At 67.3% G+C, this 25,826-nt stretch carries 18 protein-coding genes; 4 read left to right on the top strand and 14 right to left on the bottom strand.

The genetic code is table 11. The features are described from left to right. Positions 1–3: 3 nt before the first annotated feature. The 4 genes from YWM_RS0119355 to YWM_RS0119340 all read left to right on the top strand — a co-directional run bounded on the left by YWM_RS0119355 (position 4) and on the right by YWM_RS0119340 (position 3,534). Complete coding sequence (locus YWM_RS0119355; protein ID WP_028852069.1) at positions 4–702, top strand: TetR/AcrR family transcriptional regulator; 699 nt, start codon at positions 4–6, stop codon at positions 700–702. Positions 703–887: 185 nt separating this feature from the next. Next, complete coding sequence (locus tag YWM_RS0119350; RefSeq protein ID WP_028852068.1) at positions 888–1,625, top strand: SDR family oxidoreductase; 738 nt, start codon at positions 888–890, stop codon at positions 1,623–1,625. A 58-nt stretch (positions 1,626–1,683) separates the two neighbouring features. Then, complete coding sequence (locus YWM_RS0119345; RefSeq protein ID WP_028852067.1) at positions 1,684–2,961, top strand: hypothetical protein; 1,278 nt, start codon at positions 1,684–1,686, stop codon at positions 2,959–2,961. A 168-nt stretch (positions 2,962–3,129) separates the two neighbouring features. Then, complete coding sequence (locus YWM_RS0119340; RefSeq protein ID WP_028852066.1) at positions 3,130–3,534, top strand: SsgA family sporulation/cell division regulator; 405 nt, start codon at positions 3,130–3,132, stop codon at positions 3,532–3,534. A 67-nt stretch (positions 3,535–3,601) separates the two neighbouring features. Here the strand turns inward: YWM_RS0119340 and YWM_RS0119335 are convergent, their stop codons facing one another. The 14 genes from YWM_RS0119335 to YWM_RS0119270 all read right to left on the bottom strand — a co-directional run bounded on the left by YWM_RS0119335 (position 3,602) and on the right by YWM_RS0119270 (position 25,820). Next, a complete protein-coding gene (locus YWM_RS0119335; RefSeq protein WP_028852065.1) occupies positions 3,602–4,960 on the bottom strand; it encodes an MFS transporter in 1,359 nt (452 codons plus the stop codon). Between the two features lie 28 nt (positions 4,961–4,988). Next, positions 4,989–5,774, bottom strand: coding sequence for a 3-hydroxybutyrate dehydrogenase (locus YWM_RS0119330; RefSeq protein ID WP_052345147.1), 786 nt, complete (start codon positions 5,772–5,774; stop codon positions 4,989–4,991). Between the two features lie 255 nt (positions 5,775–6,029). Next, the gene (locus YWM_RS0119325; RefSeq protein WP_028852063.1) at positions 6,030–7,853 is read right to left on the bottom strand and encodes a helix-turn-helix domain-containing protein; all 1,824 of its coding nucleotides are present in this window, start codon (positions 7,851–7,853) and stop codon (positions 6,030–6,032) included. 195 nt (positions 7,854–8,048) lie between these two features. Further along, a complete protein-coding gene (locus YWM_RS0119320) occupies positions 8,049–11,960 on the bottom strand; it encodes a DNA-directed RNA polymerase subunit beta' (RefSeq protein WP_028852062.1) in 3,912 nt (1,303 codons plus the stop codon). A gap of 47 nt (positions 11,961–12,007) precedes the next feature. Continuing rightward, positions 12,008–15,487, bottom strand: coding sequence for a DNA-directed RNA polymerase subunit beta (gene rpoB / locus YWM_RS0119315; RefSeq protein ID WP_028852061.1), 3,480 nt, complete (start codon positions 15,485–15,487; stop codon positions 12,008–12,010). A 546-nt stretch (positions 15,488–16,033) separates the two neighbouring features. Further along, positions 16,034–17,110, bottom strand: coding sequence for a hypothetical protein (locus tag YWM_RS0119310; protein WP_156914840.1), 1,077 nt, complete (start codon positions 17,108–17,110; stop codon positions 16,034–16,036). A 3-nt stretch (positions 17,111–17,113) separates the two neighbouring features. Beyond that, positions 17,114–17,755, bottom strand: a complete 642-nt coding sequence (locus tag YWM_RS0119305; RefSeq protein ID WP_028852059.1) for a hypothetical protein — start codon at positions 17,753–17,755, stop codon at positions 17,114–17,116. A gap of 102 nt (positions 17,756–17,857) precedes the next feature. Beyond that, complete coding sequence (locus tag YWM_RS0119300) at positions 17,858–19,120, bottom strand: MlaD family protein (protein WP_028852058.1); 1,263 nt, start codon at positions 19,118–19,120, stop codon at positions 17,858–17,860. Then, a complete protein-coding gene (locus YWM_RS24635; RefSeq protein WP_052345145.1) occupies positions 19,121–20,320 on the bottom strand; it encodes an MCE family protein in 1,200 nt (399 codons plus the stop codon). It lies immediately after the preceding gene. Next, entirely contained in the window at positions 20,320–21,492 is a 1,173-nt protein-coding gene (locus YWM_RS0119290) for an MCE family protein (protein WP_028852057.1), read from the bottom strand. The genes YWM_RS24635 and YWM_RS0119290 overlap by 1 nt, the downstream gene beginning before the upstream one ends. Continuing rightward, entirely contained in the window at positions 21,489–22,478 is a 990-nt protein-coding gene (locus YWM_RS0119285; protein WP_028852056.1) for an MCE family protein, read from the bottom strand. Before YWM_RS0119285 ends, YWM_RS0119290 begins: the two co-directional genes overlap by 4 nt. Then, a complete protein-coding gene (locus YWM_RS0119280; protein ID WP_028852055.1) occupies positions 22,475–23,521 on the bottom strand; it encodes an MCE family protein in 1,047 nt (348 codons plus the stop codon). Before YWM_RS0119280 ends, YWM_RS0119285 begins: the two co-directional genes overlap by 4 nt. Beyond that, positions 23,518–24,975: an MCE family protein gene (locus tag YWM_RS0119275; protein ID WP_028852054.1), complete on the bottom strand. Its 1,458-nt coding sequence runs from the start codon at positions 24,973–24,975 to the stop codon at positions 23,518–23,520. Before YWM_RS0119275 ends, YWM_RS0119280 begins: the two co-directional genes overlap by 4 nt. After that, the gene (locus YWM_RS0119270) at positions 24,972–25,820 is read right to left on the bottom strand and encodes an MlaE family ABC transporter permease (RefSeq protein ID WP_028852053.1); all 849 of its coding nucleotides are present in this window, start codon (positions 25,818–25,820) and stop codon (positions 24,972–24,974) included. Before YWM_RS0119270 ends, YWM_RS0119275 begins: the two co-directional genes overlap by 4 nt. Between the last annotated feature and the right edge of the window lie 6 nt (positions 25,821–25,826).

Genomic DNA, 25,826 nt, shown 5'->3' with positions numbered 1-25,826 from the left:
AACATGCCGTCGAGCGAAGTGCGCGAACGCATCATCGAAGCCGCCACGAAGCTGCTGGCCGAAGGCGGGCCGGACGCCATGACGACCCGAGCGGTCAGCGCTGCCGCCGGCGTGCACGCGCCGACGATCTACCGGATCTTCGGCGACAAGGACGAGCTGCTGGACGCCGTGGTCAGCCACGGCTTCACCACATACCTGAACAGCAAGCGGGCGCAGGTCCCCTCCGACGACCCGGTGGAGGACCTGCGCCGGGGCTGGGATCTGCACCTGGAATTCGGCCTGACCAATCCGACCATCTACGCGACGATCTTCGGTCCGCGACCGGACGGCAGGCGCTCGCCCGCCGAGCGGCAGGCGCTCGAGGTGCTCCAGAAGATCATCCATCGGATCGCCGAAGCAGGTCGGCTCGCCATGCCGGAGGACCTTGCGGCACAACTCCTGCACGCGGCCGGGAGTGGGATCGTGCTGTCCCTCATCGCCACCCCGGAGCCCGAGCGAGACCTCCAGTTGCCGGTGCTGGCCCGAGAAGCCGCCATCTCCGCCATCACGACGGACACCGAGCCCCAGGACTCCGATCAACCGACGGTCACCTCGGCGGCCATCACCCTGCGCGCCGCACTGCCCAAGATCGACCGGCTGACCGATGGCGAGCGACTTCTGATGGCCGAGCTGCTCGACAAGATCGCGCGCCCCGTCAGCTGATCGCGCGCACCCGGTCGACTGCTCACCAACAAGATCGCGCCCCGGCCAACCGATCACCAACAGATCGCGCGCTCCCGGAGCTAGTCGCCATCCGCTATCGGCGATAACGCGCACTCGCTGACACTGCTAACCTGGTGTTATCGTTGATAACACTATCCCGTTTCCAATGACGTAAGGAATATCCGATGACCCTCGCAGACACCCGCGCAGCCCTGGTCACTGGCGCTTCTGGCGGCATCGGCAGGGCAGTCGCGGAACGCTTGGCCGCCGACGGTTTCGCGGTCGCGGTGCACTACTCGGGCAACAAGCAGAGGGCGGAAGCCGTCGCCGAGGCCATCAAGAGCCACGGTGGCGACGCCATCACCGTCCGCGGTGACGTCGCAGATGAACACGCGATGGCCGCCGCGTTCGACGACACCGAACTGGCTTTCGGCGGCGTCGACGTCGTGGTGAACGCCGCAGGCATCATGATCCTCTCACCGGTCGCCACCATGGATCTGGACGACTTGGACCGAATGCACCGCACGAACATCCGCGGCACGTTCGTGATCGCCCAGCTCGCCGCCAACCGGGTGCGGGCCGGCGGCGCGATCATCACCATGTCCACCACGGTCACCCGCACGCAGCTGCCGACCTACGCCGCCTACACGGCCTCGAAGGCTGCAGTGGAAGCGCTGAGCCTGTCCCTAGCCCGCGAGTTGCGCGGCAGGGACATCACCGTGAACGCGGTCGCGCCCGGACCCACCGCCACCCCGCTGTTCCTCGACGGCAAGAGCGACGAGCAGGTCGCGCAACTCGCCGGGACGAACCCGATGAACCGGCTCGGTGAGCCCGCGGACATCGCCGAGACCGTGGCATTCCTGGCGGGACCAGGCCGGTGGGTGAACGGGCAGACCATTTTCGTCAACGGCGGCATGGCCTGACGGGCGGTATTTCCGCGAAACGGCCACGCGACAAGCCGCGACATGTGATCCTGCGCCCGTGAAGTTCTCCGTCGTCGATGGCGTCATCATCTGGGGCTGCTTCATCCTCTCGTTCGCGCTGCTGATGTACGCGGCGCCGAACCGGCCCGGCGCGGGACGCAAAATCCCCCGAACACCGCTGACCCGTCGCATCGCGCTTGCCATCGCGGGGCTGGCGGGCTCGACGGCACTGGCGGGCACGATGACCTACGGCACGTTCCGTGGCCCGTGGATGTGGGTGATCGGCGCTTCCCCGGTCCTGCTCGGCCTCTGGTGGATCTTCCGCGCGTTCCAGCAGAAGTCGTGGATGCAGCGGTGGGCTGGCAGGACAGGGATGGTCCTGGACAAGGACCGGCCCGGGCGGCCGAGCTTCGGGCTGCTGTCCGCCCGCGGTCACGCGGTCCGGTTCGACGATCCGGCAGGCTCGTTCGACCTGGCCGTCGAAGCGGATTCCGCCGGACATCGGGTGCTCGGCATCCAGTTCCGGCGCGGCATGGACGCCTCGACGGAGTCGGCGGAGAACTTGACCAAGGTCGAGCAGACCGACAGCAGGCAGTTCATGGTGCAGCTGGCCTGTCCCGTAGTGCCCGCACTGGTGCTCGATCCGGTGCAGATGCGCGAACTGCTGCCCGGGGAGTCCCGGTGGGCCACGGTCACCGACGACACCCGGATCGCGATGGAGACGTTCAACGCGCCGGTCCCGCCGTTGCCACTGAAGACCGTCGAGCGGCAGGACTGGGCTCAGGAGTTTCGCGTGCGGTTCGAGGTACGCACCGAGAACGAAGAATTCGCCATGGCGGTCCTCACCCCGCAGGTCCAACACCTGGTGGCCAACGACGGGTGGCTTCGCCTGCGACGCTTCGGCTGCCATTTCGGCACGCTCTGGGTCACCGGGAAGGGCCGCCTTACCGAGGCGAACATGCGGGCGGGTGTGCAGAGCCTCGCCCGGCTCGCGGCCGCGATCCCGCCGGAGGTTTGGCGGGCGTTCGCGCCCGCACCGGACGCCGAGCGATTCCTGACCAGGATTCGGCAGCAGGCGCAGGGGTTCCCACCGCCGACCGCATCCCAGCCCACGCCACCGACCACACAACAGCCCACGCCACCGACCACACAACCCGGGCCCCCGCCCGCATGGGGTCCGCCGCCGCACGGGACTTGGGGTCCTCCGCCTCAGGGTGCTTGGGGCGCGCAGGCGCCGTCGGCGGGCCAATACCCGCGTGGTTGGCGGCCCATGCCACCGGGCACCCACCAGCAGCCCCCGAACGGCCCGCACCAGCCGCCCCCGCGACACGGCTGACGCCACCCGAGCGGAAATGCCCAATCGTCGCGCTGACCTGGGCCGTTACAGGTGTGACCGGTGAAACACCGGAATGGCTGAAGTTCGACACCACGACGTCATCTCGCGCCGTCTCATCCGTGTAGCCAGCAAGAAGTTCCGCACGAAGCACCAGACAGGAGGCGCGACATGGCCGCCAACTCCGTGCGCCAGGACCGGTTCATCAACCTGCTCAGTGAGCACACCCCGGTGCTCTCGCGGTGGTCCTACCGAGCCGACGAGCCGTACTCGGTCACTGTCGCGTTCCAAGCAGGCCCGGACCGCTGGGTGGAATGGGTCTTCGCCCGCGACCTGCTCATCGCCGGGCTGCACGGCCCGGCAGGCATCGGCGACGTGCGCTTCGTCCCGTTCGAGGACGACGGCGAGAAGCTGCTGCTGTTGCAGGTCGAGTCCGACCAGGGCCGCGCATCCTGGTTCCTCGATCGCAACGAGGCCGAGGAATTCGTGGAGATGACCCGCCAGATCGTGCCCGAGGGTCGGGAAGAGGAGCACTTCGACGTCGACGCCTTACTGGCTGAGATCACCGACGTGTAGTAACCGCCGGACAGCACGCAGCCCCGGGAGTCCTCCCCCCCTCCCGGGGTTGTGTGTGCTTGACCGGTCAGCTCGTCGCGGCCGCGGGTTGCAGCGTCCGGTCGTGCTCGAGCGACTCGCCGCGGGTCTCCCTGGCGAACAAGACGGAGATGATGGTCAGCACCGAAGCGATGGCCACGTAGATGCCCACCGCGACGTCGTTCGGGTCGTTCACGTCACCGAGCAGCGCGATGGCGACGATCGGGGCGAGCGCACCGGCGGCGACCGACGCCAGTTGGTAGCCGATCGACGCGCCCGTGTACCGCACGCTGGTGCCGAACAGTTCGGAGAAGAACGCCGCTTGCGGCGAGTACATCAGCGCGTGGAACAGCAGGCCGATGGTGACCGCCAACGCCACCATGCCGCCGGAGGCCGAGTCGAGCATCCCGAAGAACACGAACGTCCACACGCCGACACCGATCGCACCCGCCAGATAGAACGGCTTGCGACCGAAGCGGTCGGAGGCGATGCCGATGAGCGGGATGGCGATCACTTGCACGGCGGAGCCGATCAACACCGCCTGGGTACCGAGGCTGCCGTCGGTGTCCAGGTAGTCCTTCAGGTAGCTGATCGAGATGACGGTGAAGATGTAGTAGGAGATGTTCTCCGCCAGCCGCATGCCCATGGCCAGCAGGATCTCCTTCGGGTAGTGCTTGATCACTTCCAGCAGCGGCTGGTGCGTGCGCTCCTTGCGGGCGGCCAGCTGCGCCTGGGTGGCGGCGAAGACCGGCGACTCCTCGATGCTCAGCCGCACCCACAGGCCGATGAACACCAGGACCGCGCTGAGCAGGAACGACACCCGCCAGCCCCACGACAGGAACTGCTCAGGGGTGAGCACACCCTGCAGGATCCACAGCGCTCCGGCGGCGATCAGGTTGCCCGCGGGCACGCCCGCCTGCACGAACGAGGTCCAGAAGCCGCGCTTGGTGTTGTGTCCGTGTTCGGCGGCCATGAGCACCGCGCCGCCCCACTCACCACCGACGGCGAAACCTTGCACGAGCCGGCAGGCGACCAGCAGCAGCGGCGCCAGGATGCCGACTTGGGCGTACGTGGGCAGCAGGCCGATGGCGAACGTCGACCCACCCATCAGCAGCAGGCTCAGCACCAGCATCTTCTTCCGGCCGATGCGGTCACCGAAGTGCCCGAACACCATGCCGCCGAGCGGCCGCGCCACGAAACCGAGGGCGTAGACCATGAAGGAGTACAACGTTCCCGTGGTGCCGCCGAGCTCGTCGAAGAACACGTCACCGAACACCAGCGCGGCCGCGGAGCCGAACAGGAAGAAGTCGTACCACTCGATGGTGGTGCCGATCATGCTCGCGCCGACGACTTTGCCGATTCCGGTGCGGTCGGACTGGCCGGGCCTGGAAGTACTCGCGGTACTCATTGCCGATCCCTTCTCGTCTGCCGTGCTGTCAGGTGGCGGTCCAGCCGCCGGAAATCTCGTAGGAAGAGCCGCTCATCGAGCTGCTGCCCGGGCCGCAGAGAAACAGCGCCAGCCTGGCGACCTCGGCGGGTTCGATGAGCCGTTTCACCGGGATACGCGCCAGCAGCACGTCGTCGAGCACCTGTTCTTCCGCGATGCCGTGGCTGCGTGCCTGGTCCGCCAGCTGCTTCCGCACCAGCGGGGTCCGCACGTATCCGGGGCAGATCGTGTTGGACGTGATGCCGTGCGGAGCACCCTCCACCGCCAGCACCTTCGACAGCCCCTCCACCGCGTGCTTGGCGGTCACGTAACCGGCTTTGTACGCCGACGCGCGCAGCCCGTGGATGCTGGAGATGTGCACGAACCGGCCCCAACGGCGTTGCTGCATGTGCGGCAACACGGCCCGGGCCAATGCGAACGGGGTCTCGACCATGACCCGCAGCATCGAGCCGAACACCGCGGGATCGAACTCGGGTACCCCAGCGACGTGCTGAAAGCCTGCGTTGTTGATCACCACGTCGACGCGGTCGAGGGGCAGGTTCGCCACCACGGTCGGGTCGTCCAGGTCGGCAACCAGGGGTTGGCCGCCGACGGCATCCGCAACCCGCTTGGCGCCTTCCGCGTCGCGGTCCAACACGAGGAGTTCGGCACCCGCCGCAGCGAACGCTTCGGCGCACGCGCGGCCGATGCCGCTCGCGGCGCCGGTCACCAGCGCGCGATGACCGGTCAGGTCGGCGATCGGTACGTCGTCTGTGACGGACACCTCAGCGGTCATGCTGGGAGGCTACGGAGACCGGCCGCCACCCGGCCATATGGTGCGATTACACAGAATTCACCGAACAGTGGCGCTTCGCCCCATCGCCGAACGTTTCGCGCAGCCACCACCGCAGGCCCCGCACCGGCCGGCGTTCGACGCCCCGGCACTAGCACGGGCTGTCACCGGCCCGCCGCCCCGTCGCTGAACCATTCCCGCCACCACCGCAGGCCCCGCACCGGCCGGCGTTCGACGCCCTGACGACAAGGCGAGCCGTCACCGGCCCGCCGTCCCGTCGTCGAAGGACTCACGCAATCGCCACAGCCGCAGGGCCAGCCGCAGGTCCAGCACGCGCGCGGGCTCCCGCCAGCCCTCGCCCAGCAACGCAGTGATCCGCTCAAGACGCTGGGCGACGGTGTTCGGATGGATGTGCAGCGCTTTGCTCACCGCGGTTGCGCTGCCGGAAGCGTCGAACCAGCAGTCCAGCGTCGCGGCCAGTTCGGTTCCGCGGGCCTCGTCGTACTCCAGCAGCGGGCCGATGGTCAGCCGCATGAAGTCGTCCAGCTCCGCGGGCCCGGACTGGCCGAGCAGCAGCCGCGCGAAGCCGAGGTGTGCGGCGTCGGCCACCTGGCCGGCGCGACCCAGCGCAAGGAGCGCACGTTCGCACTGCCTCGCCTCGCGATAGGCGCCTGCCCACGCCGTGACGTTGTCGACGGGCCCCGCCACACCCACGGTGACCGGCCCGAGTCGTTGCTGCACCGTCGCCCCGACGTGGAGGGCGTCGTCACCGGGCAGTGCGAGGACCATGCTTCCGTGCCGCGTGCCGGACAACCCACCGGATTGCACGGCGAGCCGGGCAGCCTCGCGCTGCGTGCGGGCGCGATCGGCGGTGCCGATGTCCACCACCGCCAGGACCATGGGCTCGTCGACCCGGACGCCGTGCCGACGGGCCCGGACGCGGAGCAACGCGGGGTTGGCAGGCGGTTCGGCGAGCAGATCGTCGAGCAAATCCGCCCGCACACGGTCCTCGGCTTCTGCGACAGCCCGTAACACCAGCCGCAGCAACGCGGTGACCATCGCGCCGCGCTCCAGCGTGCGCCGCTCGGCGAGGTCGAGATCCGGTCGCCCGTTGACCAGCAGGGTCGCGAGGTGATCACCACCCGCGGTTGCCGCGACGATCCACCGACCACCGGACAACTGGACCGCGTGACCGGTGACGCGGGCCTCCTGCACCGCCTCGACGGGAATCTGCGGGTCGTCCGGCTCGCACACCTCGACCTTGGCGTCGAGCGCCTCGGACAGTACGCCTGCGACGTCCGCCGAGTCACCGCCGCGGAGCAGCACTCCGGTGAGCTTGTCGTGCACGTCCGCGGCCATCTCCACCGCAGCCGAGTGCTCACGCAGCTGCTGGTTGGTCTGCATGACCTGCTCGAACAGGCGGGCGTTCTCCAGCGCGATGGCGGCGTGCGCGGCGAACGACGACAACAGTTGAACCTCTTCGGCCGGGAACGGGCGGGGTGTCCGGTTGGCTGCGAGCAGCGCGCCGATGACCCGGCCGCTGACCGTCATGGGCACGCCGAGGATCGCCCGGATGCTTTCGTCGGCCACCGCTTCGTCGATGTACGGACGATGCTCGAAGCGATCGTCGGTGTGGTAGTCCGGGGTCGCATACGGCTGCCCGGTCTGCGCCACCAGCCCTAGCAGCCCGGTGCCCAGCGGCAGCTTGAGGTTGGCGAACGCGTCGGAAACCGAACCATCCGTGACGCGGATGTAGGCGGCGCCTTCGGATTCGACGTTCAGCCCCAGGTAGGCGATGTCGGTACCCAGCAGTTGGCGCGCCCGGCGGACGATCGCGCGCAGGATCTGGTGCAGGTCGCGGATTGCCGTGAGGTCGCTGGCCGTCTCGTACAGCGCCGACAGCTCCGCCTCACGAGTTCTCTGCCGCTCCAACGTGTCGCGAACATGCAGCGCGCGCGGCAGGATCGCGCGCAGCTTCGCGGCCGAAGGGTCGCCGTTCTGCTCCGCCTCGGCGACCAGCCGCTCGAACTCCTCGCGGGGAGCTTGCTCGTACAGCAAGTCCACAAATGTCCGTGCGGTCACCCGAGCAGGTTAAGTGTTCACCACCGCATCAGGCGACCCTCGAACGCAGTGGAATGCCTGCCGCGAACCTGCCCTCAAGCGGGGCCTTCTCCCCGCCAGTCCCGCAGCGAACCGCAGCACCCGCACAGCCCTCGCCCCTCGAACACGACGAAGGGCCCGGGGTGAACCCCGGGCCCTTCGTGACGTGACGCTCGATCAGCGGAAGTCGCGACCGAAGTCGTAGTCGTCCAGCGGAACCGCCACACCGGTGCCGGAACCGAACACGTCGGAGCTGTAGTAGCCGTCGTCGTAGGACGGGATCGAGTACGCCGCGACCCGTGCCTCCTCCGTCGGCTGCACCTCGATGTTGCGGTACCGGTTGATGCCCGTGCCAGCCGGGATCAACTTACCGATGATCACGTTCTCCTTGAGGCCGACCAGCTTGTCCGACCGGCCGTTGATCGCGGCATCGGTCAGCACCCTGGTGGTCTCCTGGAACGACGCGGCCGACAGCCACGAGTCGGTGGTCAGCGACGCCTTGGTGATACCCATCAGCACCGGGCGACCGGAGGCGGGCTGGCCGCCCTCGGCCACCGTCTGCCGGTTGACCGCCTCGAACTTCGTCCGCTCCGGCAGCTCGCCGGGCAGGAAGTCCGTGGAACCGGAGTCGATGATCGTCACGCGGCGCAGCATCTGCCGCACGATGACCTCGATGTGCTTGTCGTGGATGGACACACCCTGCGCCCGGTAGACCTTCTGCACCTCTTCCACCAGGTGCATCTGGGCCTGACGCGGACCCATGACGCGCAGCACCTCGTGCGGGTCCGGCGTGCCCTCGAGCAGCTGCTGGCCGACGCTGACGTGGTCGCCGTCCTGCAGCGGGCCGTTCGGGCCCATCGCCAGCCGCTGCCGCTTGGACAGCTTGTCCAGCACGATCTCCTCGGAGCCGTCGTCCGGGATGATGGTGATCTTCCAGTAGCGGTCGGTCTCCTCGATCCGCACCCGGCCGTCGGTCTCGGCGATCGGCGCCTTGCCCTTCGGGGTACGGGCCTCGAACAGCTCCTGGACACGCGGCAGACCGGTGGTGATGTCCTCACCGGCGACGCCACCCTGGTGGAACGTACGCATGGTCAGCTGCGTACCCGGCTCACCGATCGACTGGGCGGCGACGATACCGACGGCCTCGCCGACGTCCACCAGCTTGCCGGTGGCCATCGAGCGGCCGTAGCACATCGCGCACACGCCCATGGCCGACTCACAGGTCAGCACGCTGCGCACCTTGACCTTGGTGATGCCGAGGCTGAGCAGCTTCTCGATCGCCGGGTCACCCAGGTCGTCACCGCGGTTGACCACCACGTTGCCGTCGGCGTCGGTGGCGTCCTCGGCCAGCGTCCGGGCGTAGACCGACGTGGCGACGTGCTCGCTCGGCACGATCTGACCGTCCTCGGTGCGGTGCCCGATCTCCATCTGGATACCGCGGCTGGTGCCACAGTCGGCCTCGCGGACGATGACGTCCTGCGAGACGTCCACCAGACGACGGGTCAGGTAACCCGAGTCGGCGGTCCGCAGCGCGGTGTCCGCCAGACCCTTGCGCGCACCGTGCGTGGCGATGAAGTACTCCGCCACCGACAGGCCCTCACGGAAGTTCGACTTGATCGGCCGCGGGATGTACTCACCCTTCGGGTTGGACACCAGACCACGCATACCGGCCAGCGACCGGACCTGGGTCATGTTGCCCGCCGCACCCGACTTCACGATCACCGCGATCGGGTTGTCCGCGGGCAGGTTCTCCTCCATGACCCTGGCGACCTCGTCGGTTGCCTGGGTCCACACCTTGACCAGCTCGTTGTTCCGCTCGGCGTGCGAGAGCTGACCACGCTGGTAGCGCTTCTCGACCTGCGCGGCCTTCTTCTCGTACTCCTCCAGGATCGCCTGCTTCTGCTCCGGCACCGGCACGTCCGAGATGGACAGCGTGACACCGGAACGGGTCGCCCAGTAGAAGCCGGCGTCCTTGATCTTGTCCAGCGTCTGCGCCACCTGCGTCATCGAGTACCGCTCGGCCAGATCGTTGACGATCGTGGCCTGCCGCTTCTTCGGCAGCGGCTCGTTGACGAACGGGTAGTCCGGCGGCAACAGCTCGTTGAACAGGACCCGGCCGAGCGTGGTCTCGGCCAGCCACGCCTTGCCCGGCTCCCAGCCTTCCTCGGCCAGCTGGGCTTCCAGCTCCTTCGGCGGCTGCCGGTCGGTGATGCGGATCTTCACCGGGGCGTGCAGGCCGACCTCGTTGAGGTCGTAGGCCATGATCGCCTCGGCCACCGACGAGAACGCCTTGCCCGCGCCCCGCTCGTCCTCGACCAGCTTGGTCAGGAAGTACAGGCCCGTCACCATGTCCAGACGCGGCATGGCCAGCGGACGACCCGACGCCGGCGAGAGGATGTTGTTCGCCGACAGCATCAGGATCCGCGCCTCGGCCTGCGCCTCCGCGGACAGCGGCAGGTGCACCGCCATCTGGTCACCGTCGAAGTCGGCGTTGAACGCCTCACACACCAGCGGGTGCAGCTGAATGGCCTTGCCCTCCACCAGCTGCGGCTCGAACGCCTGGATACCCAGTCGGTGCAGCGTCGGCGCCCGGTTCAGCAGCACCGGGTGCTCGGTGATGACCTCTTCCAGCACGTCCCACACCTGCGGCCGCTGCCGCTCCACCATCCGCTTGGCGGACTTGATGTTCTGCGCGTGGTTGAGGTCGACCAGCCGCTTCATCACGAACGGCTTGAACAGCTCCAGCGCCATCCCCTTCGGGATACCGCACTGGTGCAGCTTCAGCTGCGGACCGACGATGATGACCGAACGGCCGGAGTAGTCGACACGCTTACCGAGCAGGTTCTGGCGGAACCGGCCCTGCTTGCCCTTCAGCAGGTCGGACAGCGACTTCAGCGGACGGTTGCCCGGCCCGGTGACCGGACGACCCCGGCGGCCGTTGTCGAACAGCGCGTCGACGGCCTCCTGCAGCATCCGCTTCTCGTTGTTCACGATGATCTCGGGCGCGCCGAGATCGATCAGCCGCTTCAACCGGTTGTTCCGGTTGATGACCCGGCGGTACAGGTCGTTCAGGTCGCTGGTGGCGAACCGGCCACCGTCCAGCTGCACCATCGGGCGCAGGTCCGGCGGAATGACCGGGATCGCGTCCAGCACCATGCCGCGCGGGTCGTTGCCGGTCTGCTGGAAGGCGTTGACCACCTTCAGCCGCTTGAGCGCACGCAGCTTCTTCTGGCCCTTGCCGTTGCGGATGGTCTCCCGCAGTGCCTCCGCCTCGGCATCGACGTCGAAGTCCGCGCACAGCTTCTGGATCGCCTCGGCGCCCATGCCGCCGGTGAAGTACTCACCGTAGCGCTCGTGCAGCTCGCGGTAGAGGTTCTCGTCCACGATCAGCTGGCGGACCTCCAGCTTGGTGAAGGTGTTCCAGACCTCCTCGAGGCGGTCCAGCTCGCGGTTGGCGCGATCGCGGATCTGCCGCATCTCGCGCTCGCCGCCCTCCTTCACCTTGCGCCGGACGTCGGCCTTGGCGCCCTCTTCCTCGAGCTGCTTGAGGTCGGCCTCCAGCTTCTGCGCCCGCTCCTCGATCTCCGCGTCGCGCCGCTGCTCGATCGTCTTGCGCTCGGCGTTGATCTCGTTCTCGAGCGTGGGCAGGTCGTTGTGCCGCAGCTCGGTGTTCACGCTGGTGATCACGTACGCCGCGAAGTAGATGATCTTCTCGAGATCCTTCGGGGCGAGATCCAGCAGGTAACCCAGCCGGCTCGGCACACCCTTGAAGTACCAGATGTGCGTGACCGGTGCGGCCAGCTCGATGTGGCCCATCCGCTCACGGCGCACCTTGGCGCGAGTGACCTCGACGCCGCACCGCTCACAGATGATGCCCTTGAACCGGACGCGCTTGTACTTACCGCAGTAGCACTCCCAGTCCCGGGTCGGACCGAAGATCTTCTCGCAGAACAGCCCGTCCTTCTCCGGCTTGAGGGTGCGGTAGTTGATCGTCTCCGGCTTCTTGACCTCGCCGTAGGACCACTGGCGAATGTCGTCGGCGGTGGCCAGGCCGATGCGGAGCTCATCGAAGAAATTGACGTCCAGCACGCGTCGTTCCTTCTCCCTGGTGGGTAGTTCTGGCTAGGGGTGGCTTGTCAGTGCATGACGTCGTCGACCGACGGCGCTTCCGGACGGTTGAGGTTGATGCCCAAGTTGGCCGCTGCCCGCTCGAGGTCTTCGTCGTCGGAGTCGCGCATCTCGATGGCGGCTCCGTCGGACGAGAGCACCTCGACGTTGAGGCACAGCGATTGCAGCTCCTTGAGCAGCACCTTGAACGACTCCGGGATGCCCGGCTCGGGGATGTTCTCCCCCTTGACGATCGCCTCGTACACCTTGACGCGGCCTACCACGTCGTCCGACTTGATCGTCAGCAGCTCCTGCAGCGAGTAGGCGGCGCCGTAGGCCTGCATGGCCCAGCACTCCATCTCACCGAACCGCTGACCACCGAACTGGGCCTTACCACCCAGCGGCTGCTGGGTGATCATCGAGTACGGCCCGGTCGACCGAGCGTGGATCTTGTCGTCGATCATGTGGTGCAGCTTCAGGATGTACATGTAGCCGACCGCGACCGGCTCCGGGAACGGCTCGCCGGAGCGACCGTCGAACAGCCGCGCCTTGCCGTCGGTGCCGACCAGGCGCTCGCCGTCACGGTTGGGCTTGGTGCATCCCAGCAGCCCGGTGATCTCCTCCTCGCTGGCACCGTCGAACACCGGCGTCGCGGTGTTGGTGCCCGGCTCGACCTCACGCAGCTCGGGGGTGAGGTTCTTCGCCCACTCGGGCTCGCCCTCGACCTTCCAGCCCTGCGAAGCCAGCCACCCGAGGTGCAGCTCCATGATCTGGCCGATGTTCATCCGGCGCGGCACACCGTGGGTGTTCAGCACCACATCGACCGGGGTGCCGTCCTCCAGGAACGGCATGTCCTCGACCGGCAGGATCTTGCCGATGACGCCCTTGTTGCCGTGCCGGCCGGCCAGCTTGTCACCCGGCTGGATCTTCGACTTCTTGGCCACGTAGACGCGCACCAGCTCGTTCACACCCGGCGGCAGCTCGTCATCGTCCTCGCGGGAGAACACCCGGATGCCGATGACCTTGCCGGTCTCGCCGTGCGGCACCTTCAGCGACGTGTCCCGCACCTCGCGGGCCTTCTCGCCGAAGATCGCGCGCAGCAGGCGCTCCTCCGGGGTCAGCTCGGTCTCACCCTTCGGCGTGACCTTCCCGACCAGGATGTCGCCCGCGTTCACCTCGGCACCGATGCGGATGATGCCGCGCTCGTCGAGATCGGCAAGCACGTCCTCGGAGACGTTCGGGATGTCCCGGGTGATCTCCTCGGCACCGAGCTTGGTGTCCCGTGCGTCGATCTCGTGCTCCTCGATGTGGATCGAGGTGAGCACGTCGTCCTGCACCAGCCGCTCGGAGATGACGATGGCGTCCTCGTAGTTGTGACCCTCCCACGGCATGATCGCCACGAGCAGGTTCTTGCCGAGGGCCATCTCGCCGTTCTGCGTCGACGGCCCGTCCGCGATGACCTGGCCCTTCTCCACCCGGTCGCCCTCGTTGACGACCGGCTTGTGGTTCATGCAGGTGCCCTGGTTCGAGCGACGGAACTTGTACAGCCCGTAGCTCTTGCGGGTGCCGTCGTCGTGCATGATCGTGATCAGGTCTGCGGAGACCTCCTCGACCACGCCGGCCTGCTCGGCCTGCACCACGTCACCGGCGTCCACCGCGGCCCGCAGCTCGACACCCGTACCGACCAGCGGCGACTCGCTCCGCAGCAGCGGCACGGCCTGGCGCTGCATGTTCGCACCCATCAGCGCACGGTTGGCGTCGTCGTGCTCCAGGAACGGGATCATGGCCGTCGCGACCGACACCATCTGGCGCGGCGAGACGTCCATGTAGTCGATCTCCATCGGGTCGATCAGCTCGACCTCGCCGCCCTTACGCCGACCGAGCACCTTCTCCTCGACGAAGTAGCCGTTCTCGTCGAGCTTGGCGTTGGCCTGCGCCTTGACGTAGCGGTCCTCCTCGTCCGCGGTCAGGTAGTCGACCTGGTCGGTGACCCGGCCGTCGACCACCTTGCGGTACGGGGTCTCGATGAAACCGAACGGGTTGACCCGCGCGTACGAGCACAGCGAGCCGATCAGGCCGATGTTCGGGCCTTCCGGGGTCTCGATCGGGCACATCCGGCCGTAGTGGCTCGGGTGCACGTCACGGACCTCCATGCCGGCACGCTCACGGGACAGACCACCCGGGCCGAGCGAGTTCAGCCTGCGCTTGTGCGTCAGGCCGGCCAGCGGGTTGTTCTGGTCCATGAACTGCGACAGCTGCGACGTCCCGAAGAACTCGCGGATCGCCGCGACCACCGGCCGGATGTTGATCAGGGTCTGCGGCGTGATGGCCTCCACGTCCTGCGTGGTCATCCGCTCGCGGACCACCCGCTCCATGCGGGACAGGCCGACCCGGATCTGGTTCTGGATCAGCTCACCGACGGTGCGCACCCGGCGGTTGCCGAAGTGGTCGATGTCGTCGGTCTCGACCGGCAGCTCCTCGCCGTTGGGCGCGGTGAACTTGTCCTCACCGGCGTGCAGCCGGACCAGGTACTCGATCGTGGTGACGACGTCGTCCTCGGTCAGCGTGCCGTCACCGTACGGCAGCTCGAGGCCGAGCTTCTTGTTGATCTTGTACCGGCCGACCCTGGCGAGGTCGTAGCGCTTGTTCTTGAAGAACAGGTTCTCCAGCAGCGTCTGCGCCGACTCCTTCGTGGGCGGCTCGCCCGGGCGCAGCTTGCGGTAGATGTCCAGCAGCGCCTCGTCGGTGCCTGCCGTGTGGTCCTTCTCCAGGGTCGCCATCAGCGTCTCGGAGAAGCCGAAGCGCTCGCGGATCTGCTCGTTGGTCCAGCCGAGCGCCTTCAGCAGCACGGTGACCGGCTGGCGACGCTTGCGGTCGATGCGCACGCCGACGGTGTCGCGCTTGTCGACGTCGAACTCGAGCCACGCGCCGCGGCTCGGGATGATCTTGACGCTGAAGACGTCCTTGTCGGTCGTCTTGTCGATCGCCTGATCGAAGTAGACGCCCGGGGAGCGGACCAGCTGCGACACCACGACACGCTCGGTGCCGTTGATGATGAAGGTGCCGCGTTCGGTCATCACCGGGAAGTCGCCCATGAAGACGGTCTGCGACTTGATCTCGCCGGTGTTGTTGTTGACGAACTCCGCGGTGACGAACAGCGGAGCCGCATAGGTCATGTCTTTGTCCTTGCACTCCTCGACCGAGGCCTTCACCTCGTCGAAGCGTGGGTCGGAGAAAGACAGCGACATCGAACCGGAGAAGTCCTCAATCGGAGAGATCTCGTTGAGAACCTCCGCGAGACCGCCGACGGGGTTTTCGTCGCCCTCGTTGACGCGACGCTCGTACCACTCATCGCTGCCGACGAACCACTCGAACGACTTGATCTGCACGTCGAGCAGATCGGGCAGCGTGAGCGGCTCGTGAATTCTGGCGAACGATACTCGTCGAGGTGCTCCAGGAATCTCCGATGTGGTCGCAGCAGTGGCCTGATTCGCGGGAGAGACTGCCAAGATGCGTCCTTCCGGGGACAGAAAGCGGTTGAGCAGCAGCGTTATCCTCCACAGGGGCAAACCGAAGAGGAACGCAACTGGTCACGGTGCGGGTGTACCAACTATCTTAACGCCCTGCATGAGGCAGCATGACAGCGGGCAGCGCAACAACCCAGTCTAGCTGGTCACGGTGGCTCTGTCGAGGAAGCGCTCCACCCGCGTGGCTTCACACTCGACGGCCTTCCGATACCGCCTTCCGTGCCCAAAGACTAGCACGTCATCAGCGGGCCGCCCTACGTCTCATCAGTCGAGCCGGGCTTGGCATCAGTCACACGTAGTGACAGGGCGTGTTCGCGCTGGGCCGGTCGGCGTAGTGACCGGGGCCTTGGGGGCGACGCCGTAACGGCTGGTCGGGTCAGGGAGCGGTTCGGCGAAGAAGGGGGTGAGCGACGCGGGCCCTCCGATCTGGGCCAGTGGCCTGCAGGTCCGGCTGCGGGCGTCAGGCGCGTGGTCGGTTCGGGGCCACGCGGCTACCGCAGCCGGCGGCGCGGGTGTGGTCCGCCCCAGCTAGTCCCGGCACTTCTCGGGCACCTCCGGCTCGTCGCCGGTGTTCCCGCCGTGGATCTGCAGGTCGCTGACCTTCCACTGGTTGTCCACCAGCTGCGCGTTCACCACCAGTGAGCCGGAGCTGGTCTCCACCTGCTTGGTGCTCTTACGCTCCCACATGTTCTCCACGAACACGATGGCGCGCGCCGTGTCGTCGGTCAGCTCGGTGATCGCGCTGTAGGACACCTTGGTCGCGGAGATGATCTTCTGCTTCGGCGCCTGCTGCTCCACCGCACAGTTCAGCGTGGCGAAGTGCTTCCGCAGCTTGTCCGTCGCCAGCAGCTCGTTGACCTCGTCCTCGCGCTCGTCCAGCTCGCGGTAGTTGTAGGTGAACAGCTTCTCCACCGCGGCGTTGATGTCCTTCTGGGCCTGGCTGGTGGAGATCGGGTCGGTCTGCGCCTTGTTCTCGACCAGGCTCGCCGCGGCGAAGTAGCGCCAGGCGGCGATGCCTGCCGCGACCGCGAACACCACGGCCAGCGCCACCGCGACCCAGAACGCCGTCGCACGGGACTTGCCCGGCTCCGCCTTCGGCTCGCGCTCGACGCTCCGGCGGGTGTCGGCCTTCGCGGTGGTGGCGACGTCTTCTTCCCTGGTCGGCCGCAACGTGCCGGTGTCCCGCGACTTCGCCCGCGGCACCCGGCGCTCCTTCGGCGCCGGCGCCTCGGCCTCCTCGGCTTCCCGCGCGGGCTCTTCGGTGGACTCCGCGGTCGCCGGCTCCGCTACCACGGTGTCGTGCGCGGTCTCCGCTTCCGCAGTTGCGGGGGTGGTCTCCGGCTCCGCTTCTGCAGCTCCTGGGGCGGCGTCGGGCTCCGCTTCCTCTGTTCGCTGCGCGGTCTCCGGCTCCGTTTCCACCGTCTCCCTGGCGGCGTCCGGACGCGCGGACTCCTTCTCCTCGCCGGCGAGGACATCGTCGTACTGCGCCGAGTAAGGCGCGGGGCGCGGCCGTGGGCTCGGCTTACCGCCGGTCGGCCTCCGCCTGCCGGCGACATACGGGCGACGCGACGGGTACGGGCTGGGACGGCGACGTGGTGCAGGCACGAGTCACTCCGATCCGTTGCTGGCGTCGATGCTCGGCGCGGGCGCGAAGTTGTCCACCTTCCACGCACCACCGACCTTCTTCAGCTGGGTGACCAGCCGCAGCGGAACCGGCGACAGCTTCTTGCCCTTGTGTGTGTTGGTGACGTTCACCGCGGCCAACACCTCGGCGCTGCCCTGCTGCGGATCGAACTTGGTGATCCCGATGTCGAGGATCTCCACCTGCGCCGACAACTTCTCCTGCACGATCCGGTCCCGGGCCGGCTTCCAGCCCCGCTCGGTGGCCTTGTTGAAGTCGTCGGTGGACACCTTGCGCTGCGCGGCGCGGTAGTCCTCCGGCTTGGTGTAGTCGAACGCGGAGTAGGCGATCACGGCTTGCCGCCCGGCGTCCAGCACCTCCTCGCGGGCCTGCGCCAGTTCGTACTCGGACGACGACTCCGTCGTCCACCACAGGACACCGAAGACCACCGCGACGATGAGCGCCACCGCGGCGGCCCCGGCCGCGACGACCAGGCTGGTCTTCGACGGGCCGGATCGCGTCTCGTCCTGCTCGGCGCCGCCGGCCTGCTCCGCATCCTCGACGGGGTCGACGGCCTGCTCGGCGGCCTCGGACGAAGCGCCGTCGGCGTCGGTCCTGTCGTGTGTCATCACTCAATCCCTGCTCCGGCTGCCGCACCAGCGTACGGCGGAGCCTGTGTCGTTGACGTCAATGGGCGCTCGGCACGCTGACCAGCGCTCGATCGAGGTAGCTCACCCCAGCCCGAGCATGCCGCCGAACGACGTCACCGTCCTGTTCAGTTCCAGGTCCGGGTGGCCGTCCATGCCGCGCTGCTGCTCCAGCGATTCCTGATCCCGGTTGGCGTTGGCGGCCACTTCCTCGTCGGTGGCCTCGCCCACCGGTATGCCGTTGTACGGCGCGTTCAGCGAGCCACGCACGTTGATCGGGCTGCCCTTCGGCTCGGCGCAGTAGGCGTCCTTGTTGTACGGCGGGTCGTCCTTGATGTCGTCGCCCGGGCGCCGTTGGGTCTTCTCGTATCCCTTCACGCATGGTGGCGGATCGAACAGGTTCAGTGTCAACCCCAGCGGGGCCTCCGGGCGATCGCCCTTGAGCAACGCCACCGCACCCGCCGACAGCGCCGGGTAGGTGACGAAAGCCTGTTCGAGACCGTCCAGCCGGGTGTCGGCGATCCGGCCGACGGTGATCAGGTTCGCGATCACGTGGCTGGTGCCCGGGCCGATCTCGTCCACCACCTCGCTGAGCTGACGGGCCGACGAGGGCACCTGGTCGATCAGCTTGCGCAGGTCGGCATCGGAGCCCTTGAGCGCACTGGACACCTTCCGCAGGTCGCGGGTGAACGAGCGCACGTGGTCGAACTCCTCGTTCTGCGTGCGCAGCACCTGGTTGCCCGAGTCCAGCAATTGCCGCAGGTCGGGAAGGTTCTGCCGGGCACCCTTGACGAACTCGCGCGAGGTGTCCATCAGCACCTGCAGGTCCTTGCCGTAGTCGCCGGCGAACGCGTTGTACGACTCGTCCACGACCGTGCGCAGTGAGTCCGTCGGCACCGAGTCGGCCAGCTGGGTCAGCTCCTCGATGACGTCGTCGGTACCGGGCGGTCGCTTGGTGTCGGTGATGACCGACCCGTCCTTCAGGTACGGCCCGCCTGCCCTGCGCGGCCGCAGATCGATCAGCTGCTCACCGACCGCGGACCGGTTCATCGCCACCGCTTGCACGTCGTCCGGGATCGGGGGCGTGTCCGGCTCGATGTTCAGGTCGATCTCCACGCCGCGCTCGGTCAACCGCATGTCGCCGATCCGGCCGATGTTGTAGCCGCGGTAGGTGACCTCACCGTCGGGGAACACACCACCGGTGTCGGGCATGCGCACCATCACCGTGTAGCCCGAGTCTCCGACCATCTTGCCGACGTCGGTGAACCGGAACAGCGCGTACACCAGTGCGGTGCAGCTGATCAGCACGAACGCGACCAGTTGCAGCTTCGTCTTGCGGGTAAGCATCTAGTGACCCCCCATCGGAAGCGCCCCGGTCAGCTCTTCGATCAGCTTGCGCGGGCCCGACCCGTCGATCGGCAGCGTCGGCAACAGTTGCGGCACCTCGACATCGGGCAGCGGCAGCTGGTTCGGGTCCAGCAGCTCGCCTTCTTCCATCGGCAGGTCCTTCACGATCGGCAGCCCCGGCATCGGGTGCCCGCGGTTACGCCGGAAGTTCTTGACGATCTCCTCCAGGTCCAGGCTCACCCGGGCGAACAGGTTGAAGTAGTCGCCCTTGGCGCCGTCCACCGCGGCATCGGAGAACGGGAACGACACCAGCAGCTCGAGCGCCTCCGGCAGATCCTTGGCGTCGGCCAGGTTCTGCAGGATCGGCCGCAACGAGTCGAGGTTGTCGATGAAGTCCCGCTGGCTCTTCTCCAGCGTGTCGGTGGCCACCGTGGACAGCTTGCGCAGTGACTTGAGCATGCGGGTCAGGTCCTTGCGCTGGTCGACCAGCACTTGCATGCCCGGCGGCAGATCGTCCAGCGCCTTGGCCACCACCTGCTTGTCCTTGCGCAACGTCTTGCTCAGCCGGTTCAGGCTGTGCAGCGCGGTGTCGATGTCGTCGGTCTGGCCGTTCAGCCCGCGCATCAACGTGTTGGCGTTGCGCAGCAGCGCCTTGATCTCCGGCTCGTTGCCGGTCAGCGTCTTGTTCAGCTCTTTGGTGATGTTGTTGACCTGCTCGATCCCGCCGCCGTTGAGCAACATGGACAGCGCCCCGAGGATCTCCTCGACCTCGACGTTGCGGTTGGTCCGCGACAGCGGGATGCCCGAGCCGTCGGTGAGCTTGCCGCGCGCGGTGCCCTGCGGCGGGTGCGCCAGGTCGATGTACTTCTCACCCAGCAAGCTGGACTGCTTGATGTTGGCCAGGGCGTTGGCGGGCATGTCGGCGTCCCGCCTGAGCAGCACGGTGACCTCGGCATGCCAGCCGTCGTCGGCCAGATCGACCTTCTCCACCCGGCCGACCGTCACCTCGTTGATCTTGACGTGCGTCTGCGGCACCAGATCGAGCACGTCCCGGAACTGGATCTTCACCTCGATCGGGTCGTCACCGAGGTCGGCTCCGCCGGGCAGCGGCAGGTCGTAGATACCGGTGAACGAGCCACACCCGGTGACCAGCAGGGCGACCGTGGTGAGCAGCGCGGTCAGTACGCGTCGGGTGGGCATCACTGGCCACCTCCGTACTGGATCGCCTGCAACTGCCGCAGCGGCGGCGGGATCTTGCCGTTCTGCAGCGAATTGATCAGCGAGCCCACCGACGGCAGCGCGTCCCCGAGCGGCGCGACCTTGTCGCACACCTGCCCGAGCGGTTCGCCTGCTTCCGGCACCTGCTTGAGGATGTTGCAGATCATCACGATCGGTGGCTGCGCCAGCTCGTTGATGTCCGAGCGGGTGTCCAGCGCGCCGGTGTTGCCGTTGTAGGCGTTGATCACGTTGCTCAGTGCCACCGGGGCGACGTCCAGGATCTCGGTCAACGCCGCCCGCTGTTCCACCAGCGTCTTGGTCACGTCGGCCAGCTTGTCGACATTGCTGCGCAGCCGGTCCTTGTTGTCGTCGATGAACTTCTTGACCTTGGCCAGCGTCGAGCCGAGCACCTTCACGGTCTCGCTGAAGTTCTTTCGTTCGTCGGCCAGGAACGAGCTCACGTCCGCCAGCTGTCGCTCGAACTTGCGGACGTCGGCGTCGCTGTTGGCGAACGTCTTGGTGACCTTGGCCAAGTTGGTCACCGTGGCGAACAGGTCGTCCTTGCTGCCGTCCAGCGTGCCGGACGCCTTGCCGAGCTTGTCGATCGTGGCGTTCAGCGCCTTGCCGTTGTCCTTGAAGTTCTTGGCCAACGTCTTCAGCAGGCGGGACAGCGAACCGTCCTTGTTCGCCCCCTTGGGGCCGAGCGTCTCGCTGACCTCGATCAACGTCTCGTACAACTCGTCGACCTCGAGCGGGACCGCGGTGCGGTCCTGCCCGATGACGGCGTTGTTCTTCAGCGTCGGGCCGCCGGAGTACGGCGGCGTGAACTGGATGTAGCGGTCGCTCACCAGCGAGGGCGCGACGATGACCGCCTGCACATCGGCGGGCAGCCGCACGGTGCGGTCGTAGGTCACCGTGACCTTCACCCGATCACCCATCGGCTGCACCCGCTCGACGGTGCCCATCTCGACGCCGCGCACGCGGACGCTGTTGCCCTCGTACAGGCCGATGGCCGTGGGGAAGTAGGCGGTCAACCTGCGCGTGTTGGCGTCCTTGAGCGTCCACCACAGCGCGCCGGCCACCACCAGCCCCAGCACACAAGCCAGGGCGACACCGCGCCACAACTGGGCTCCGAAACGCGTCTGTGGGCTCATCGCGGATCACACCCGTGCTCGTTGATCGGCCCGGCCTGCGGCAGCAGGAAGCCGCACAGGTAGATGTCGAACCACCGGCCGTTGCCCAGCACGTTGTTGAACTGCCGGACGAACGGCGCGAACGCCTCGATGCCTTCTCCGAGCGCCTTGCGGTTGCGGTGCAGCAGGTTGGTGAGCTTGTCCAGGTCCTTCAGCACCGGGCCGAGCTGCTTGGCGTTGTCGTCCACCAGGCCGTTGAGCTGCTCGGCCAACTTCTGGCTGCCTTCCAGCAAGGACGAGATCGCGGCCTTCCGCCGGTTCAGCTCGGCCAGCAGCACGTTGCCGTCCTTCATCAGCTTCACCAGCTGCTCGTCCCGGTCGGCCAGCGTCTCGGAGACCTCGCGGGTGTTGGCCAGCAGCTTGGCCAGCTGCTGGTCGCGCTTGGCGATGGTGTCGGACAGCCGGGACAGGCCGGTGAGCGCGCCGCGCAATTCCTCGGGAGTGTCCTTGAACGTCTCGGACAGCACGTCGAAGCTCTGCGCCAGCTGGTCGGTGTCGATCTCGTCGACCGTCTTGGACAGGTCGCGGAACGCCTCCAGAACGTCGTAGGGCGACGTGGTGCGCTCCACCGGAATGACCTCGTCCGGGTCCATCGGTTTCGACCCGGCCGGATCGACCGAGAGGAACTTCTGCCCGAGTAGCGATTTGAGCTTGATGTCCGCGCGGGTCTGGTCGCCCATCCAGGCGTCCTTGACGTAGAAGGTCACCCGCACCAGGTTGTCCTCGTCCAGCTCGACGTCGGCCACCTTGCCGACCTTGATGCCTGCGATGCGGACCTCGTTGCCCGGCTTGAGCCCGGCGGCCTCCTCGAACTGGGCACTGTAGGTCGTGCCCGCGCCGATCAACGGCAGCTCGTCGGCGTTCGCCGCGGCGAGGAGACCGAGCAGGATCACCGTGATGCCGACCGCGGCGATGGCCAGCGGGTTGCGTTTCTGGAAGGACTTCATGCCGTGCCACACCTCTCTCGCGGTGCGCGCGGGGTCTCGATCGGGATCTCCTGTCCACCGGGCACCTTCACGGTGATGTCCAGAGCGCAGACGTAGAAGTTGAACCAGGATCCGTAGCTCGCGGTGCGGCCGATGGTGGTGTACTTCTTCGGCCCGAACACGATGAAGTGCTCGACCTTCTTCTCGTTCTTGTTCAGCAGGCGCGCGGTCCGGCCGAGCTCGGCGATGTCCTCCTTCAGCGGCTCACGGCCCTCCTCGAGGAAACCCGCCGTGGTGCGAGCCAGCTCGTCCAGCGACTCCACCGCGTCCCCGATCGGCACCGCGTCCTCGGCCAGCCCGGACACCAGTTCCTGCAGCGTGTCGACGGTCTGCCGGAACTGCGGGCCCTTGGCGTTGAGGGTGTCCAGCACCGAGTTGAGGTTGTCGATCAGTTCGCCGATCACCTTGTCCTTGTCGGCCAGCGTGTTGGTCAGCTGCGCGGTGTGGGCGAGCAGGTTCTCGACCGTTCCGCCTTCGCCTTGCAGCACCTGCACGATCTCGTAGGACAGCTGGTTGACGTCCTTCGGCGACAACGCGGTGAACAGCGGCTTGAAGCCGTTGAACAACTCGGTCAGGTCGACCGCCGGCCTGGTCTGCTCCAGCGGGATGCGGCCGCTGCCGTCGGTGGGCAGCAGCTTGTCCCGGCCGGAGGTCGGCCCGGGGTCGAGCGCGATGTAGCGCTGGCCGACCAGGTTGCGGTAACGCACCGTGGCAATGGTCTGCGCGGGCAGCCGACGATCGGCGTCCACCTCGAACTCGACCTCGGCCTGGTTGCGATCGGCCACCCGGACGTCGGTGACCTGCCCGACCCGCACGCCGGCGATGCGGACGTCGTCGTTCTCCAGCAGCAACGTGGCGTCGGAGAACCGCGCGGTGTAGGTGACCGTGCCGCTCATATTGATGTTGGCGATGCTGATGCCGAGCACCGCGGTGGTGACGACGGTGATCACCGCGAAGATGGTCAGCTTGACCAGCGGCCCGGTCACATGGGTTGCGGACTTCACCGGATCTCCACCTCCGCCCCGCGATAGAGCGGACCCACCAGCAGGCTCCCCCAGCCGGGCATCTGCTTCGGGTTCATGCCCGTCTGCACGCTCACCAGCTGGCCGAGCAGGTTGTTCTCCGCAGGCGTGTTGACCTCACTGGCCGGGGCCGCCGCACCGCCACCGCCGTAGGTGCCCGCCATACCGGTCGGCTTGGTTCCGTCCTTGCACTCCTTGAGCCAGTCCTTCGGAACCTTGTTGCCGAACACGTTCACCGCGTCGCACGGCAGGCCCTCCTTGTCCCACTTGGGCGAGCGCGGGTCGGGCTCACCGGACGGGTCGGCGCCGTCGTTGAACCGCAGGAACTTGTACGGCACCGGCAACGGGTCGGGGACGTCGCCGTGGTGGACGTCGACACACCACGGGCCCTTGTACGTGCCCAGCTCGTCGGTGCCGATCCCGCCGAACTCCGGCTCGTCCTGGCCCGGCTTGTACTTCTCCTGCGCGGGTCCGATGACCACCTTGGCGCGCAGACCGGGCGTGTCCGTGCCCTTGCCGAACACGGCGTCGAGTTTCGGCAGCGCCTCGGCCATCTGACTGGTCACACACGGTACCTCTGGCGCGTACTTGGCCAACGTCGCCAGCGTCCGCTTGTTGACCTTGTTGACCGTGATGATGTTGTCCCGGTTCGCCGCGATGAAGTCCTCCAGATCGCGCGAGGCCGTGGTGAGCGTGTCGAACAACGCGGCGAGGTTGCGCTGCTTGTCCACCAGGGTGGCGGACGTGGTGCGCAGGTTGTCCAGCGTGTCGATCAGCTCCGGCGCGACCTCCTCGAGACCGTCGGAGAACTGCGCCAGCTCCTTGAGATTCTGCTGCAACTCGGGCAGTTCCGGGTTCAACTCGCCCAGGTAGTCGCCGAGCTCGACCAGCGTGTCGCCCAACTGCTTGCCGCGGCCGTCCAGCGCGTTGGAGATCGCCGTCAGCGTGCTGTTCAGCTTCTCCGGCTGCACCGCCCGCAGCACGGGCAGCAGCTTGTCGAACGACTGGGCCAGCTCGAGTGCGGCGCTCGAACGGTCCTGTGTGATGACGTCGCCCTCGGACATCTTCGGCCCGGACAGCGACGGGAACGACAGCTGCACGTAGCGCTCGCCGAACAGCGTCTTCGGCATGATCCGCGCGGTGGCGTTCTTCGGCAGCTGGGCCGCGTACTCCGGGTCCAGCGCCAGGTCGAGTGTCGCACCCTCCGGTGTCGGGGTGATCTTGGCGACCGTCCCGACGAACACTCCGCGCGCCTTGACGTCCGACTTCACCGCGAGCTGATTGCCGACCTTGTCGGTCTGCAGCTTGATGGTCACCACGTCGCGGAACAGGTGCTGCTGGCTGGCGACGCTCAGCGAGATCAGCGCGAGCACGATCACGATGAAGCCGATGCCCAGCAGCCGGCGCTTCAGCACAGTCCCGAATCCGCGGCTCATCCTGCGATCCTCAGCGTCGTGTCGGTACCCCAGATGCCGAAGCCGATGAAGAAGTTCATCAGCGCGACCACCACGATGGTGGTCTTCACGGCCTTACCCACCGCGACACCGACACCTGCCGGGCCGCCGGAGGCGGTGTAGCCGTAGTAGCAGTGCGCCAGGATGATGAACACCGCGAAGATCAACACCTTGGCGAAGCTGATGAACACGTCTTCCTTCGGCAAGAACTGCTCGAAGTAGTGGTCGTAGGTGCCTACCGACTGCGCGTAGAAGATCGTCACGGTCAGCCGGGAGCCGATGTAGGACGCCAGCAAGCCGATGATGTACAGCGGGATGATGGCCAAGAATCCCGCGATGATCCTGGTGGTCACCAGGAACGGCAGGCTGGGCACGGCCATGACCTCGACCGCGTCGATCTCCTCGGAGATCCGCATGGCGCCCAGCTGGGCGGTGAAGCCCGCGCCGACCGTCGCCGACAGCGCCAGGCCGGCCACCAGCGGTGCCACTTCCCGGGTGTTGACGAACGCCGAGACGAATCCGGACACCGCGGCGGCACCGATCTGGTCCAGGCCCGCGTAGCCCTGCAGGCCGACCACGATCCCGACGAACAACGTCATGCCGAGCATGACGCCGACCGTGCCGCCGATGACCGCGAGCGCCCCGCTGCCGAAGAACGTCTCGGCGAGGATGCGCATGACCTCGCGGGTGTAGTGCACCAGCGTCTTCGGGATCCACACCAGCGCACGGATGTAGAACGACAGCTGGTCACCCAGGTCGTCCAGCTTGTGCAGCGGGGCCCGCACGGCTCGGCGGGCCGTGCCCCCGACGGTGTTCAGTGTCGACATCGCCGC

It is taken from the genome of Thermocrispum municipale DSM 44069 (assembly GCF_000427825.1).
GTDB classification, from domain to species: domain Bacteria; phylum Actinomycetota; class Actinomycetes; order Mycobacteriales; family Pseudonocardiaceae; genus Thermocrispum; species Thermocrispum municipale.
Note: the sequence above shows the minus strand (reverse complement) of the source record. Positions and strands in the feature narration are given on the sequence as shown.